A 15328-nucleotide genomic window follows, 5' to 3' on the forward strand; every position below is an offset into this window, starting at 1 on the left:
ATATAAAACTATTCTTTAATTTTAAATCGAATGTACGTAATTGCTTTGTTAGTTTCTAAATATTGTTTTTCATAAAATGTTTGAAAAGCAGTCACTTCCTCTGGACTTCCCTCATTTACATATACATTATGATTGGCGTATAAAACCTCGTGTCCTTCGCCATGCAGCAATCCCAGGGTGTATCCGTGCATGAACTCACTATCTGTTTTTAGATTTACAACACCGTCTTTTTTAAGAATTTTTTTATACAATTGCAAAAACTCGGAATTTGTCATTCGGTGTTTCGTACGTTTATATTTTATTTGCGGATCCGGAAAAGTTATCCAGATTTCATCCACTTCATTTTCAGCAAAAACATGATTGATCAATTCAATTTGCGTTCTGATAAAAGCTACATTGTGCAATCCGGTATCCACCGCTGTTTTAGCTCCACGCCAAAAACGGGCTCCTTTAATATCAATTCCGATAAAGTTTTTATTGGGATATCTTTCCGCTAATCCTACTGAATATTCCCCTTTTCCACAGCCTAATTCCAGCACAACTGGATTTTCATTTTTGAAAAATTCAGCATTCCATTTCCCCTTTAACGGGAATAAATCACCTACTACTTCTTCACGGGTTGGTTGAAAAACGTTGTTGAATGTCTCGTTTTCCTTGAATCTTTTTAATTTGTTTTTGCTTCCCACTTTTTCAAAATATTTCGGCAAAATTAAGGAAATAAATAAGACTGAATCATGTACCGGCAAAAAAATGAAAAAACGTTTTAAAAACCGTTATTATCAGCACTACTATTCACCTTTTTCCCAATCTATTTCTTAACGAAAATGATAATTGTGCTATTTTGACTCTTAACATCTTTGTTAATTCATCTTTTACAAAAAAAATATTTCGTTATCTTTATGTAAACAATAATGCTATGAAAAACGTTGTTTTATTCCTTGCGCTATTTCTATTTGTATTTTCATCTGCTGCCGCTTACAATCCTAAAAACAAAGTGGTTAATGAATTATCTTTGGCCGAAAGGCTTTCTAAACATAAAACTAACACCTCTTTTGTAAGGATTGACAGCGCTGTTATTTCCCGATTCTTTAAATTATATCCGAATATAAAAAAACACAAATCAGATCTTACCGCATTATATAAAAAAAGAAAATACAATTCTATTTGGTTTGATGACCAAGGAATTATCGAATTTGCAAATTTGTTGTATTCCAAAGTAAACCAACTTGAAGATGATGGTTTGCCGTCTCGATTCGCTTATAAAGACAAAGTTGACCTGATTTTTGATGAGAAACCATCCGCCAATATCACATTTACCGAAACAGAACTACTGCTATCTTCAATGTATATCTTTTATGCAAAAAAAGTCTATAAAGGTATTAGCACTGAAAAAATCAGAGAAATTGGGTGGTTTATGCCTACCAAAAATCTTTCCTATTCCGGCTTATTGCAGTCCTTGCTGGCTGACCCTCAATTATTAGATAAAAATGAACAACAGCTTTTTGGGCAATACTATAAACTGCGTGCTGTTTTAAAAAAATACCGTCAAATAGAACAAAACGGCTCTTGGAAATTAATAGTTTCAGACGCATTAATTCGGGAATACAAACCTGGTGACAGTTCAAAAACAATTGGTCAGATCCGACATCGACTGGCTACCACCGGAGACTTAGAACGAAATTCTCAAAGTAATTTATACGAGGAAGAACTAATGAATGGAATTTTGAATTTCAAGAGAAGAAATGGCTATAAATTAGATCACAGCATTACCTCTAGTCATATTGCACGGATGAATATTCCTATTGAAAACTACATAAAAGCCATTATGGTCAATATGGAGCGCTGCCGATGGATTGCGCCAGAATTGACCAAAGCGCAGGAATACATCATCATTAATATTCCATCTTTTAAATTGATTTACAAAAGAGATGGCAAAACCGAACTAGAATCGAATGTATTTGTGGGCGGGACCATGAATGAAACTGTCATTTTCAGTAGCGCGATCAGCCATCTTGTATTTAGTCCGTACTGGAATATACCAACGAGTATTGTAGAAAGTGAGATCAAAACTGCTTTAGAACGCGACAAAAATTATTTAGTAGCACATGATATGGAATGGAATAAAAACAGACTCAGACAGAAACCTGGACCAAAAAATCCATTGGGTAAAGTCAAGTTCATCTTTCCAAGTGCATCGGATATTTACCTACATGACTCGCCCGTAAAAAACTTATTTGAATCCGAGTACCGAGCCTACAGTCACGGTTGCATCAATGTGAATAAAGCGCAAGAACTTAGCTATTTAATTTTACAAAACCACCCAGAATGGCCAGCGGATCGCATCAAGAAAGCTATGGATAGCGGCAAAGAAACCACATGCGTCTTGAAAAAGAAAATTCCGGTACACATTGGTTATTTTACTACTTGGGTAAATGATTCCGATGAAATAAGTTTTTTTATTGACATTTACCAGCGGGACGAACGTTTAGCTGAACTTCTTTTTTCTGATGATGCTAAATGAATTTATTATTCCGTTTTCAACTTTTTTATCAGCGCGTCTTCTACAGAAGCCTTCACTTTTATGACTTCATTCGAATTTTCGTTTGGAATCGTCATTGACAACACGTACTGTTTTATTTTCCATCGCTTGCCTATTTTTACCAAAACTCCAGAACCTCTACAAATTTTCATTTGAGTATTCAACAATTCATCAAACCACGCTGTTTTGCCTGTTTTATCAAAATAGATATTACGTTTCAAAGTGGTAAAATTCCACGCTTGACCTTTATCAAAATGTGGTTTTGCATACGCTTGAAAATCTGTTTTGTTCCAAATCTCAGTTGCATCGGTTCCAATAAAAACACCATCATCAGCCATTAAAGCAAAATAATCGTCATAATTAGCAGTAGCTGCAGCTTTATGCCAAGAATCTAACGTAGCATTGATAGCAGCTGTTGAAATTGATTGGTTTTCTACCACGGTTTTACATCCGGACAACATTATAACTATAAAAACAGTCAATACTTTATTCATATAATCAAAGTTTTTCATGATTTTTATTCCATCTGATTTTAATTTTTCCATCTACATCAATTGCTAATAAATGTAATACAATTCCGTTATTACGCTTTTCGGCTCTTTCTGTTTTATCTGTAATAAACTTATCTTTTTTTGGATTTCGCAGTGGTATAGTCAACGCTAAATTTGTTCCTCTATTAAATGAATAAATACCATTTACATCTAGGTTTAAAACACTTGAACTCACCTTCAAATTATTTACGGCCACTAAATCTCCTTTGATTTTAAAATTGCCAGATAAATCACTAAAAACAATATTGTTGACGTCTCTGAAAGGAAAAGCAAACTTACCAATATTTGCAATAGGTTTAAAATCAATTAATGCACCTTTGATCACATCAAATTTTGCCGCTCCGGAAAGCGAGTTTGTTTTTAATTGCCCACCGGAGAGTATCGTTCCTGTGAGCGATGCTGATGCTGACAAAAATCCCTCGATGTTCTTGGGTTTAAAGGACTCAATCCCAAAATTGTTCAGTGACGTCAGGAAACGGGAAATATCCACCCGATTAATTATAGCGTTGGATTCCAATAAAAAATTATTGCCATCTGGAGACAGCTGTCCGTCAAAAGATATGATTCCACCGGAACTTTGTATCCAACCGTTTTTTACGATCAGTCTATTATTGACTAATAAAACTGTGGCTTTGGCATTAGTCGCCTCTAGCTTACTGTACCGCATTTTATCAGCTTTAAGTTGCAATACTACTTGACATTTATCAATAACAGAATACAATTCCTCTGAAAATTCGTTTTTTTTCTGCTGCTGTTTTGGAGCCTTCTGACCGGAATTAGTAATCACCCCGACTAACTGCTTTACATCCAAAAAAGGCGCATAAATGTCCCAATTAACGATCATTTTTTCTGGATTTTCATAATAGAAGGTTAGAAAATTATCAATTTTACCTTCCATAAAAATCGTATTCTCCCTGTCTTTAAAATTAATTTTTTTTATCAGCAACGCCTCTTCGGTAAAATCGAGCTGAATATCAGTTTTAGTAAAAGTTACATTTCGTGGCCCATACTTGACAACTGCATCCTTTACGTAAATATTACCAGTAAACATAGGTTTTTGTATTTTCAAATCTGAAATATCAAATTTGAAATCTAAATTAACTTTGGCTTGACCATTAGAAAAATGCATAAAATCCTTATTGATTATTTCATTCAGTTGCGTTACTGAAAAATCTGATTTAAAACTTCCAAAGGCTGTTGTTTTCTCAAAATTGGTAATAATTCCGATAGGGATTTCAAAGGGAATTGTTTTGTATTTGCCCGAAAAATCCGTTAAAGTAATTGTAGAATTAATATCATTACACCCAGCACCTTTGTCATATTGGTTGGTAAAATTGGCATCAAAACTACAATCTGTTATGATTCCGTCCGGTATTTCTAGTTCGTTGTCTCTTATTTTGGTGGTCACAACAATCTCCGGATCGCCCATTGCGTTCATATCACCAATTATTGTACAGGTCACAGGTATTGCCTTTTTTAGATCAAACTGATTGATTCTGTCACTTATATTAGCACTTAATAAAGCGGAAGCGTTGCGCCATAAAATTGAGGTTTTGATAGCAATATCAAAGGGGGATTTATTTTTATTAAGACTAAAATGCGCGTTAATATCAAAACGCTCTTTTCCAATTAGAAGTTGTTCTGTAGCCACTTCTATCTGATTTTTTTTACTCGAAAAGTCGACTACTAAAACACCTTCTACAATTTTATTTTTGATAAAACTTCCTCTTTGCGTATTGAAAGCCATACTTTTTGCAAGAGTCTTCAAGTACAAATTCGTGTGCCAGTTTTCTTGCTCAAAATTAATTTTACTTCGTAAAGAAAGTATATCAAAATCAAATAATTTATTGCCCATTTGGTTTTCAGAAATGAAATGCACATGATCAAAAACCACTTCATTAATCGTGGGAGTAGTAGTGCTTTTTGATTTTTTCTTTTTAGTTTCAGTTCTAAAAATAGCAGTATTTACCATTCCGTTTTTATCTTTAAACAGATGCAAGGTTGCCTGCTGAATTTCAATTTTACTGATATTGATCTCCTTTGAAAGTAAGTCTAAAACATTCACTCGAACTTCAATTTGTTCGGCTTTGAGCAAGGTACGCTTGTGAACGGCCCACAAACTATCTTTTAATTCTACGTGGCTTAACGCCAAAGTCATATTGGGAAAACCCTTGAAAAACTTGTACTTTATACTCCCAATTTCAATGGTGCCTATTATATTTTCGTTGATTTTAGCATTAATTTGTGTGACAATTTCAGCCTTATTATTATTAAAATAAACGGCTAAAACTGCTGAAAAAAGTAACAAAAGCAAAATTATACTAGCAAATAAAAATCCAATTTTTTTAATTATTTTATTGAATTTTCCTGTTTTAAAAAAGGTTTTTACCGCATCCCAAGATAGATTCATTCGTGTTCTTTTACTGTTTGAAATAAAGGTAGCGTAAAAACATTTGGTTCTCCAAATAATTGTATAAAAACTAGTTATCCTACAAATTGAAAGAGTATTCTAACCCAAGTACACAGCGTAAGAAACGCTCCTTGAGACGCTTAAACCCAAAAAAGTAGTCTTTATTTTCTGATATGTAATTTATAACTTTATAGTTATAAATTACATAATTTTTGGTTTTCAACAAACACAATTGGTATCAAAAACAGGTCAATATATCAAATAAAAAAAAGCAACTTACTGATTGAAAGATCTTTAAATTCGTTTTAACTTAAATCTACATAATCATGAGGCAGATTCTTTTTTAAACAAAAAAAAACTGCCAAAACAAGGACCGTATTACATATTGAGTTTTACTGTATTTTTGTCCCGCTTTAAGCAAAAAAGTAAAGTTTTAAAGTTACAATTATGAGAAAGTTATGCTCCCCACTAATAATTATTGTATTTACAATAGTATTTGCCGCAGTTTCCTGTAAAAAGAAAGATGGAAATACAGCTAAGAATGAAACGAGTTTAAACACCGTTGCAGTAGCCTTTGATAGTACACAAATCAAAACATTCTTTGGCAAATATCCAAAACTGCAACCTTACAAAGGCGATGTTGAGCAATTATACCGCAAACATCAGTTTCATTACATCTGGTTTGACAAAGATGGACTCAATGAATTTGCAGGTTTGTTGTACAATAAAGTAAACAATTTGACTCAGGAAGGCATAGAAACCGTGATTCCGTACAAGGAAAAACTAGATGATGTTTATGATAATCCGGACGATTATCAAAAAGCAAGTATTGATGCTGAGTTGTTGAGCTCTGCACTGTACTTTTTCTACGCTGACAAAGTATACGATGGGATTGATACTCAAAAGTCGAAAGATTTAGGATGGTTTTTGCCTCGAAAAAGACAATCGTATGTCAATTATTTAGACTCCTTACTAGTCAATCCGTCGTTAATTCACAAAGATGAAAAAGGTGTATTGAAACAGTATTACTTACTAAAAGATATCTTACAGGAATATCGCAACATAGAAAAGAAAGGTGGATGGAAATCCATAGCGCTAGATTCAAATGTAAAATCATACAAACCGGGCGACAGTGCCACTGCTATTGCTCAAATAAGAACTCGTTTATTTATCACCGATGATCTTTCCAGAGATTCAAAAAGTGCTGTTTATGATGCCGAATTAGCTACTGGCATATTAAAATTCAAAAAAAGAAGTGGTAATACGCTCAATAAAACAATCCTGCCGGAACACATTAAATATATGAATGTTTCCGTTGCAGACCGCATCAAAACTATTACGGTCAATATGGAACGTTGCAGGTGGATTTCGAATGACATTACCAAATCTAAGGAATTAATCGTGGTGAATATTCCTGCCTATGAACTGACTTTTTTCAGAGATGGAAAACCGGAATTACGCTCTAAAGTAGTGGTGGGAAAAGCGATGCACAAAACAGTAATTTTTAGTGCTCCCATGAAACATATTGTATTTAGACCTTATTGGAATGTACCCACAAGTATCCTCAAAAAAGAAATTCTTCCTGCCATTGAAAAAAATCCAAATTACTTAGCCGAACACGACATGGAGTGGAAAGACAGTTATGTAAGACAAAGACCCGGGCCTGAAAATGCATTAGGTTTAGTAAAGTTTTTATTCCCCAATTCGAATGCAATTTACTTGCACGATACACCATCCAAAAGTTTATTTGGTAAAGAAGACCGCGCTTTTAGCCACGGCTGTATCCGTGTGGCCAAGCCAAAAGAACTAGCCGCAATGATTATGAAGGAAGACAAAAAATGGAATCCTGCAAAAATCGAAACCGCGATGAATGGCGGAGAGGAATACTGGTACACGCTCAAAAACAAAATCCCGGTATACATTGGTTATTTTACCGCTTGGGTTGATGCGGACGGCGTGGTTCATTTTTATGAAGATGTCTATAAAAGAGATGAGGCATTAGCAACCTTACTGTTTGATAAGTAGAATTTATTCTTTTCCTCTTTTAAAACTTTAGCATTTTGTGGGCTAACAATTTTTTTACCTGTTTGTGCTTCAATTTGCTTTCTAGTATCGCCGGCTATTTCACCACCTTTTCGGGCTATTTTTTTATTATCTACAAATGTTTTAGGATCGTTTTCTTTGCTAATTTCTGTTGTGGTTGCTTCTGCCAACATATTTAATACCAATTCTAAATTGGTCATATTATCTCTTAGGTTTTCTTTTTTTAAGCCCTTTAAATTCTTGTATTGTTTTACCGTGTTCCCACTCCAAGCTTGGGTAATTATATCGGTAAGTGAAGCAAATTGCTGTCCTTTCTTAACACCTCTATTTTCCCGTTCATCGGCGAGCTCTTTTCTAACTTCTATGCTTTTCAACCGCTGATTAATCCAGGCTGTGGAGTATCCTAATTTCAAATAATTTTCCATAGCACGATCAATCGCCTTTTCAGGATCTTGACTTTCTTCTATTCTTTCATAGCCTATTTTGGCTAACCATTGTTTAAAAGGCTCTGCTTTAGGCGATGGAATGGATTGAATCAAACGTAATAGTTGCTCCGTATCCGCAACATCTGTTAAACGCATCTTACCATCAGGGGCTACCATTTTCAAACCGTTACAATTTGTAACGGTTTCATTTCCTTCAGCCAAAAGTCGTTTTTTTAAAACTCGCCAATACACTTGTGGATTATTACTATCTGTTAAAGCGGCAATAATATCTACAATCGAAAAAAACCATTTCTCTTGTTCGTTATCCCAAGAGGAACGTATTTTTTGGCTTTCAAATAATTTTATGTTTTCCATTAATTTATTCTATAAATTTCATTTTCTCAAATTGCTACTTTTCAACGCTTTTCGGAATTATATTGAAAGTCCTAATTTACTGCTAAAATTATTAAAGCCACTATCCAAATTCTAAAGAATCTCAATCAAAAAAAAATGACACTATCTTATTTAGACAGTGTCATTTTTTTGTTTGCCAAAAGGCAACTATTTAATACGTTTTCTTTTTTTCGAAAGTTGTTTCCAACACTTTTTTGATTTTGTCTAAGGCTCCGTGAAAGGCTTTCTCGGTTGTATCAGCATGATTGGTCACTGCTACAGGCTGCATGTTATTTGGTCTTGCTTCGATTAGGCATCGTTTGTCGTTGATTCCGAATTTATCACTGTTTTCGTCTGCAAAATGCACTTCTAAACGGGTTATTTTATCTTCAAAACGTGCCAAAGCTGTTTCCAATTCCTCAGCAATATACGCTTTCAAACGTGCGTGTCCTTCTACATTGTTGTCTGTGTTGATTTGTACTGTCATATTTTTATATATTTAATGTTCTCTTCCAAATTTACCGATTACAGCATAAAAAACCGCACCAATTAGTAAAAGATTGTGAAAATAAAAGCGAGAAATTGTGGTGTTGAGGAAGGGAGGGGATTAACCATTTTCTAAATAATCATAAATAAAGTCATTCTTGGTTTCAAACTCTGAATCAAATTTCATTACAAATCGAGAAGTCAATTTATCAACCCAAATTTCAATTTCTTGTTTTGAATTTAGATTATGTAAAAAAAGCAACTGTGAATTTTCTTCAGAAAAATTATCATCAAAGAACATTGTAACGTCAGCTTTGAAAGTGTCAGCATAATTCTCTTCTGTTTGATTGAGAAGTTGTTCTAAATATTCGATTTTTTCGAGTAATGTCATTGTTTAAAAAGAATTAGATTTTAAGGACAATTGTTTCAAAGGTAGAAAAAACCGGACTATACCCCGTTGCAATATAGACCACATTTTGTAATATTTGTTGACATGAATATTAAGCAAAAACTCGGTTTAAAAATAAAAGAGCTAAGAAAAGCAAAAGGTCTTTCACAAGAAAAGCTTGCAAATCTTGCTGAAATTGATAGAACCTATCTACCAACTATTGAAAAAGGCGAAAGAAACGTTTCTATTGAAGTTGTTGAGAAGTTAGCAAAAGCTCTTGATGTAAGAATTAAAGATTTGTTTGATGAATAGGGCTTACTATTTAAATCGACTATTAGTCTAGTTACCAATAATACAATACTTAAAATAGAAAAATGATTATAGATAACACCAGACAGTTTATAAAGGACAAAGCAGAACAATTTGGCGCCAAAGCAGATAATGAATTTAACAAACCATACATAGAGCGCAATAATACTAAACAAGAAGCATTAAAAGATAATGGTGCATATTTTGGCTTTATCCATCCTGACGAAGATACTTCTGGTCCGTTTCACGATTTTTCATTGACTATTTTTCCAAACGAACAGAATAAACCATGGTTAGTTTGCTTAGGTATTGGTTCGAGTGGATTTAAAAATGATTATGAATTAGCAACTTATCCTGGACTTAGAAGATTATTCTCAAATCTAATTAACGAAAGAGGCTTTTATAAATCTGATTTTTCAGATATTGAAACCAGTTTACCGAAAACAATTTCTGGAAGCAACGATTTACAACATATAAAAAATACTATAAAAACTTATAGCAAAGTATTGCCCGTTTGCCAAATAGTAGATAATCCCGAAAGTAAAGAAGGTAAAGAAATAATTGCTGCTTTTGTAGCTGGTTATGCAAAGTTAAGAGAATGGCCTTCGAACAAAGAGCACAGAAAAGCAATTACAGAAGCTCTTGAACCGTTTTTGGAAACAGAGGAAATCGATGAAGCTGAAGAAATCGAAAATTTATTAAAAGAAAGAAAATTTATTGTTTTGCAAGGCCCACCTGGTACAGGAAAGACAAGAACAGCAAAATTAGTATCCGCAAAAATAAAAGCTAAAACATTTTTTACACAATTTCATGCTGAGACAAGTTTTTCTGATTTTATCTATGGAATTAGACCCGATGTAAAAGGCAAAGAACTCAATTACATTGAAAGTCTAGGAAGTTTTACAGAAGCTTTAAAATATGCCGTCGAGAATGAAAAAGAAAAAACCATCTTAATAATTGATGAAATAAACAGAGCGAATTTATCAAATGTTTTGGGTCCAATATTTTATCTATTTGAACACAAAATGGAATCTTCTGATGTTGAAATTGAAATTCACCCAGGTTTTAAGATTACTCAACTTCCTGCAAATTTTAATGTAATAGCAACAATGAATACAGCCGATAGAAGTTTAGCGGTTGTAGACTTTGCATTAAGAAGAAGATTTGCATGGTATACTTTAAAGCCTAAAACAATTAATTCCAAGCAATTTTATAAAGAAGATTTTAGCAGAATACAAGAAATATTTGATTGGTATGCAACGAGTAATGAACTTGCACTACAACCTGGACAAGGATATTTCATAGCTTCATCTGACGAGGAAATGAAGAACAGAATCAAGTATGAAATATTTCCATTAATCAAGGAATACTTGCAAGAAGGACTAGTTAGAAATGCTAAAGAAGAGTTCAATACTTATTTCTTAAATAGAATCAATCAATCTCTTTTTGAATGAATAAGCCGTTAGATGTTTTTTTTGAAATACCTTGCTTGACAGAGAAATCAACTCTGCTAAATGGTCTTGTTTTACAAAAAAAGTGGTTTAAATCAGCAGATAAAAGGATAATCGGGCAATATTTGCAAAAGTTTATAAATTATAATTCAGATAATTTTAGCTTTTTAGGTGTTCAGCCATTCATAATTGGGACAGACCAAAATACTTCTTTAGGTTTTAGAACCTCAGAATTTATTGGAACAATTCCTTTAAGAGCATCAGATACAGGTAAGCAAATTGGCGATTTTGTTGTAATGCCCCGATTTACTGGACGTGATAAATTTGAAGATTACATAGAAATTCTTAATCTTTTAGAAACCGAAATTAGTCCTCAAGTAATCGACAGTTTACCATTAGCTTCCGGAAAAAATTTCCGACCTCCATTATACTTGGAAGCTGTAAAATTCATTGATTCTCTTGAAGTTTTAATTCAAACACCTTGGAGAAAATTTGATAATATTGAAAAGATAACTTCTCAACCAACAGGCCAAGTAAATTGGAGTAAATATATAAATGAAGAGTATAAAGTCGAAAATCGGTTAAAATTCCCAACACGAAAAAATATTCTAAGTGAATTTCATATAGAATATTCTGAAATTCGATATGTCTTTGATTTGTGTAAATTGGAACTTTTATCTTCAAATACACCACAAAGAATAAAAAGCTCGATTAAAAACAGACTAAACTTTATTGACGAAAAGCTTTATTTGCACAAACCTATTTCAACTAATAACATTGTTATAAAATCAGCTGATAATCTTAAAATTAAAAACTGTAAAAATCAAGCAAATAGAATATTAAATTTTAATTTTATAGACAGCACGGCTTGGCGAGTTGATTTCTCTGATGTTTTCGAAAAGTTTGTTCAATATATATTTAAAGAAATTTCAAAAGAAACCGGAGGTCATTTATTTTCAAATTATAAATTTCATTCCAAAACCTCTAATCGATATTCTTGGGAATTGAAACATATTGAGCCAGATGCAATCTACCAAAAAAAAAATCTTATTGTATTTATTGATGCTAAATACAAATCAAACCTTTACAACAAATTTGACAAAAGTGAGAATTTAAAAGATGTTCATAGACATGATTTACACCAAATTATGGCTTATTCATCATTTAGCAAAACCGATAATAAATATGGATTTTTATGTTATCCTTCTGATAAAGTTGAAATAAAAAAAATCACCTACAAGAATAATATAAATCAATCAACAAACAATATTTTTATATGCGGTATCCCACTTAAGAAAGAGTTTGTTCTAGAAGTAAAAAAAGCATTAATGGCAGAACTAAATAAAGTGGAAATAAATAATCTCCCAAACATTAACTATTAGTCTCTTCTTAAAATATTTCACAATCAATTTCAAAATATAAATTCTGAAATTCTATTTCAAGTTCTTTTACTGAATATTTATGATTTTCCTCTAAAATAATTTTTTCATTAATATCAAAGTAATAATAACACTTTTCTTTTTTATAAAGTAACCATATACTAGTTAATACCCCTATTCTTTTAGTGATTTCAAATCCAATAATAGTCTTTATACTTAGTTCTAGAGACATTTCTTTTATAGTCATAGTTTTAGAAATTCAAGTTAAACAAATCTATTTGCATTTTAATTTTTACACAATGGTTTATTAGTCACATAAAGTAAAAATATCATACCGCCCAAATTATAATTTATTCAACAATTGACCCGCCTACAATTGTCCTCATTAATTTTTAGTTTTCAACCTGATTTTTTGATAAATAAATTCATTCCACAAAAAAAACGCTACTCTTTCGAATAGCGTTTTTTGAACTTATTATCAATTTATGATGTGATTATTTCGTTTCTCGCGACAATCGTCTGAGGAAATGAATGCCCTAGCCCTGATAGTAGTGAAAATCCTTTATTACCGCCTTTTCGGCGGATATAAAGATTGTAACGGATAGCAGGAAATAGCTCCTCCCTTCGACTGCGCTCAGGGTAAAATCCTTACCTACAATGGTTGTTATTCTAATTTTGGAAGTACCACAATACCCATATTGAATAAAGTAAAAGCTTGAATATCAACATTTTCTTGAATGGTTGCCGCTACGGATTTTCCGGCGCCGTGCCCTGCATTGATGTCAATACGGATTAGGGTTGGGTTTGTACCAGTTTGTTTTTCTTGTAATTCGGCAGCAAACTTGAAACTGTGCGCCGGCACTACTCTATCATCGTGATCGCCCGTTGTGATCATGGTTGCCGGGTATTGAATCCCTTTTTGTATGTTGTGTACGGGAGAATAGCTTTTGATGTAGTTGAACATTTCCTTACTATCCTGCGCCGTTCCGTAATCATACGCCCACCCTGCTCCTGCGGTAAAGGTGTGGTAGCGCAACATATCCATCACGCCCACTGCTGGCAATGCAACCCTCATTAATTCAGGACGTTGAGCCATAGTTGCGCCCACTAGCAATCCGCCGTTTGACCCACCACGAATGGCAAGATATTGTGAAGAAGTATACTTCTCCGCGATCAGGTATTCAGCTGCTGCGATGAAATCATCAAATACATTTTGTTTTTGCATTTTAGTTCCGGCATCATGCCATTGTTTCCCGTATTCGCCACCGCCACGTAAGTTAGGTACAGCATAAATGCCCCCGTTTTCCATCCAAACGGCATTGGCAATGCTAAAACTTGGTGTCAAACTAACGTTAAATCCACCGTAACCATACAACATGGTTTGATTTGTCCCATCGAGTTTCAATCCTTTTTTGTGGGTGATAATCATTGGGATTTTAGTTCCGTCTTTGGAAGTATAAAACACTTGTTTAGACTCGTATTTCTCGCTGTCAAAATCTACTTTCGGTTTTTCATACACTGCCGAAGTTCCGGCTTGTGGTTCGAATGAAAAAATAGAACCCGGCGTGATGTAATTTGTAAAAGAATAATACAATGTTTTTTCTTTTTTCTTTCCGCCAAAACCACCAGCAGTTCCTACGCCCGGCAATTGGATTTCACGTACCAGTTTCCCTGAATAATCATATTGTTTTACCACTGAAACGGCATCTTTCATATAATTAGCAAAGAAATACCCGCCACCTGTTGATGGAGATAATACATTCTCCGTTTCTGCAATAAAATCTTTCCAGTTTTCTGGTTTCGGGTTTTTTACGTCTACGGTAACGATGCGTTTGTTGGGCGCATTTAAGTCGGTCTCTATAAATAATTTCCCACCTTCGTTTTCGATGATGTTGTTGTCACTTTTGAAATTATCCACAATGGTCACTATAGGACTGTTCGGTTTTGTCAAATCTTTGATGTACAACTCGTTTCCGTAGGTAGAATTAGACGCTGTGATAACTAAATAACGGTCATCTTCGGTCACGCCACCGCCTACATAACGGCGTTTTTGGTCGGCACCAAAAATTACTTTATCATCCTTTTGTGCGGTTCCTAACTTGTGGAAATACAGTTTGTGTTGGTCGGTTTTTGCCGATAATTCGCTTCCTTTTGGTTTATCATAACTAGAATAGTAAAAACCTTCGTTTGCTTTCCAAGACACGCCACTGAATTTTACATCGACAATCGTGTCTTCAATAATTTTTTGGGTAATGGCATCCATGATGATGACTTTTCTCCAGTCGCTACCGCCTTCTGAAATAGAATAGGCAACTTTAGAACCGTCTTTGGAAAAATTCAATCCGCCAAGCGAAGTGGTACCATCTGTAGAAAAAGTATTTGGATCCAAGAATACGGTTTCAGTTCCTTTATCGTCTTTTCGGTATAGCACTGATTGGTTTTGCAGCCCGTTATTTTTATAGTAATATGTAAAATTACCTTCTTTGAAAGGTGCTCCTATCTTCTCGTAATTCCACAGTTTTTCCATTCTTGCTTTCAAGACATTGCGAAACGGAATTTGATCCAGATATCCGTAAGTTACTTGGTTTTGGGCTTTGACCCAAGCGCCGGTTTCAGCTGATTTGTCGTCTTCGAGCCAGCGGTAGGGATCGGGAAGTACAGTGTCAAAATAAACATCTACCGTTTCCCCTTTAATGGTGGTGGGATAAATAACTTGTTTAGATGTTTGGTTTTGGCCAAAAGTTGCCATTGCAGAAGATACAGCCATTATTAAAAAAGTGTTTTTCATTAGATTCTGTTTTAGGTTGTTACAAAAATAGGGAAATAGTTAGTGTTGTTAAGGTGGGAAAGTCTTAAATAAAACTAAAAAAGTTAGTCTTCCGAATAGGACTTGGTTTAAATAAGTTTGTCACTATTTTTTTCGCCATGAATTGCTCCAATTTTTTACGAATTAT

13 protein-coding genes are annotated in these 15328 nt (G+C 33.8%); 5 read left to right on the forward strand and 8 right to left on the reverse strand.

The window, feature by feature from the left end:
* Positions 1-8 precede the first annotated feature (8 nt).
* Positions 9-686: a tRNA (guanosine(46)-N7)-methyltransferase TrmB gene (trmB, locus tag ACEN2F_RS04910; RefSeq protein ID WP_441736838.1), complete on the reverse strand. Its 678-nt coding sequence runs from the start codon at positions 684-686 to the stop codon at positions 9-11.
* A gap of 230 nt (positions 687-916) precedes the next feature.
* Here trmB and ACEN2F_RS04915 point away from each other — a divergent pair, with 230 nt between their 5' ends.
* Complete coding sequence (locus ACEN2F_RS04915; protein ID WP_441736625.1) at positions 917-2521, forward strand: L,D-transpeptidase family protein; 1605 nt, start codon at positions 917-919, stop codon at positions 2519-2521.
* A 5-nt stretch (positions 2522-2526) separates the two neighbouring features.
* Here ACEN2F_RS04915 and ACEN2F_RS04920 read toward each other — a convergent pair whose 3' ends face one another.
* Both ACEN2F_RS04920 and ACEN2F_RS04925 read right to left on the reverse strand, forming a co-directional pair.
* Positions 2527-3000: a nuclear transport factor 2 family protein gene (locus tag ACEN2F_RS04920; protein WP_441736840.1), complete on the reverse strand. Its 474-nt coding sequence runs from the start codon at positions 2998-3000 to the stop codon at positions 2527-2529.
* Positions 3001-3037: 37 nt separating this feature from the next.
* Complete coding sequence (locus tag ACEN2F_RS04925; RefSeq protein ID WP_441736626.1) at positions 3038-5500, reverse strand: AsmA family protein; 2463 nt, start codon at positions 5498-5500, stop codon at positions 3038-3040.
* A 447-nt stretch (positions 5501-5947) separates the two neighbouring features.
* On the opposite strand from ACEN2F_RS04925, the gene ACEN2F_RS04930 reads away from it, so the two are divergent.
* Complete coding sequence (locus tag ACEN2F_RS04930) at positions 5948-7525, forward strand: L,D-transpeptidase family protein (protein WP_441736627.1); 1578 nt, start codon at positions 5948-5950, stop codon at positions 7523-7525.
* On the opposite strand, the gene ACEN2F_RS04935 is transcribed toward ACEN2F_RS04930, so the two are convergent.
* From ACEN2F_RS04935 to ACEN2F_RS04945, 3 genes are all read right to left on the reverse strand, one after another.
* A complete protein-coding gene (locus ACEN2F_RS04935; RefSeq protein WP_441736628.1) occupies positions 7480-8343 on the reverse strand; it encodes a BRO-N domain-containing protein in 864 nt (287 codons plus the stop codon). The two genes, ACEN2F_RS04930 and ACEN2F_RS04935, sit on opposite strands and share 46 nt — an antisense overlap.
* 190 nt (positions 8344-8533) lie before the next feature.
* Positions 8534-8848: an HPF/RaiA family ribosome-associated protein gene (locus tag ACEN2F_RS04940; RefSeq protein WP_441736629.1), complete on the reverse strand. Its 315-nt coding sequence runs from the start codon at positions 8846-8848 to the stop codon at positions 8534-8536.
* A 120-nt stretch (positions 8849-8968) separates the two neighbouring features.
* Positions 8969-9238 carry a hypothetical protein gene (locus ACEN2F_RS04945; protein ID WP_441736630.1) on the reverse strand — a complete coding sequence of 90 codons (270 nt, stop codon included), beginning with the start codon at positions 9236-9238 and terminating at the stop codon, positions 8969-8971.
* Between the two features lie 102 nt (positions 9239-9340).
* Between ACEN2F_RS04945 and ACEN2F_RS04950 the strand changes: the two genes are divergently transcribed.
* From ACEN2F_RS04950 to ACEN2F_RS04960, 3 genes are all read left to right on the forward strand, one after another.
* Positions 9341-9547 carry a helix-turn-helix domain-containing protein gene (locus ACEN2F_RS04950; RefSeq protein ID WP_315231688.1) on the forward strand — a complete coding sequence of 69 codons (207 nt, stop codon included), beginning with the start codon at positions 9341-9343 and terminating at the stop codon, positions 9545-9547.
* Positions 9548-9609: 62 nt separating this feature from the next.
* On the forward strand, positions 9610-10998 hold the full coding sequence (locus ACEN2F_RS04955; protein ID WP_441736631.1) for an McrB family protein: 1389 nt from the start codon (positions 9610-9612) through the stop codon (positions 10996-10998).
* Positions 10995-12377: a hypothetical protein gene (locus ACEN2F_RS04960; protein ID WP_441736632.1), complete on the forward strand. Its 1383-nt coding sequence runs from the start codon at positions 10995-10997 to the stop codon at positions 12375-12377. Before ACEN2F_RS04955 ends, ACEN2F_RS04960 begins: the two co-directional genes overlap by 4 nt.
* 7 nt (positions 12378-12384) lie before the next feature.
* Here ACEN2F_RS04960 and ACEN2F_RS04965 read toward each other — a convergent pair whose 3' ends face one another.
* Positions 12385-12621, reverse strand: coding sequence for a hypothetical protein (locus ACEN2F_RS04965; RefSeq protein ID WP_441736633.1), 237 nt, complete (start codon positions 12619-12621; stop codon positions 12385-12387).
* 417 nt (positions 12622-13038) lie between these two features.
* The gene (locus ACEN2F_RS04970; RefSeq protein ID WP_441736842.1) at positions 13039-15141 is read right to left on the reverse strand and encodes a prolyl oligopeptidase family serine peptidase; all 2103 of its coding nucleotides are present in this window, start codon (positions 15139-15141) and stop codon (positions 13039-13041) included.
* Positions 15142-15328 lie beyond the last annotated feature (187 nt).

The organism is Flavobacterium sp. W20_MBD1_R3 (assembly GCF_052119725.1).
In the GTDB taxonomy this organism is placed as follows: Bacteria; Bacteroidota; Bacteroidia; order Flavobacteriales; family Flavobacteriaceae; genus Flavobacterium.

What these genes read in the sequence shown, in the direction of transcription:
- ACEN2F_RS04915 (WP_441736625.1), top strand. Translation starts at nt 917, where the DNA reads ATGAAAAACGTTGTTTTATTCCTTGCGCTATTTCTATTTGTATTTTCA.
- ACEN2F_RS04920 (WP_441736840.1), bottom strand. Translation starts at nt 3,000, where the DNA reads ATGTTGTCCGGATGTAAAACCGTGGTAGAAAACCAATCAATTTCAACA.
- ACEN2F_RS04925 (WP_441736626.1), bottom strand. Translation starts at nt 5,500, where the DNA reads ATGAATCTATCTTGGGATGCGGTAAAAACCTTTTTTAAAACAGGAAAA.
- ACEN2F_RS04930 (WP_441736627.1), top strand. Translation starts at nt 5,948, where the DNA reads ATGAGAAAGTTATGCTCCCCACTAATAATTATTGTATTTACAATAGTA.
- ACEN2F_RS04935 (WP_441736628.1), bottom strand. Translation starts at nt 8,343, where the DNA reads ATGGAAAACATAAAATTATTTGAAAGCCAAAAAATACGTTCCTCTTGG.
- ACEN2F_RS04940 (WP_441736629.1), bottom strand. Translation starts at nt 8,848, where the DNA reads ATGACAGTACAAATCAACACAGACAACAATGTAGAAGGACACGCACGT.
- ACEN2F_RS04945 (WP_441736630.1), bottom strand. Translation starts at nt 9,238, where the DNA reads ATGACATTACTCGAAAAAATCGAATATTTAGAACAACTTCTCAATCAA.
- ACEN2F_RS04950 (WP_315231688.1), top strand. Translation starts at nt 9,341, where the DNA reads ATGAATATTAAGCAAAAACTCGGTTTAAAAATAAAAGAGCTAAGAAAA.
- ACEN2F_RS04955 (WP_441736631.1), top strand. Translation starts at nt 9,610, where the DNA reads ATGATTATAGATAACACCAGACAGTTTATAAAGGACAAAGCAGAACAA.
- ACEN2F_RS04960 (WP_441736632.1), top strand. Translation starts at nt 10,995, where the DNA reads ATGAATAAGCCGTTAGATGTTTTTTTTGAAATACCTTGCTTGACAGAG.
- ACEN2F_RS04965 (WP_441736633.1), bottom strand. Translation starts at nt 12,621, where the DNA reads ATGACTATAAAAGAAATGTCTCTAGAACTAAGTATAAAGACTATTATT.
- ACEN2F_RS04970 (WP_441736842.1), bottom strand. Translation starts at nt 15,141, where the DNA reads ATGGCTGTATCTTCTGCAATGGCAACTTTTGGCCAAAACCAAACATCT.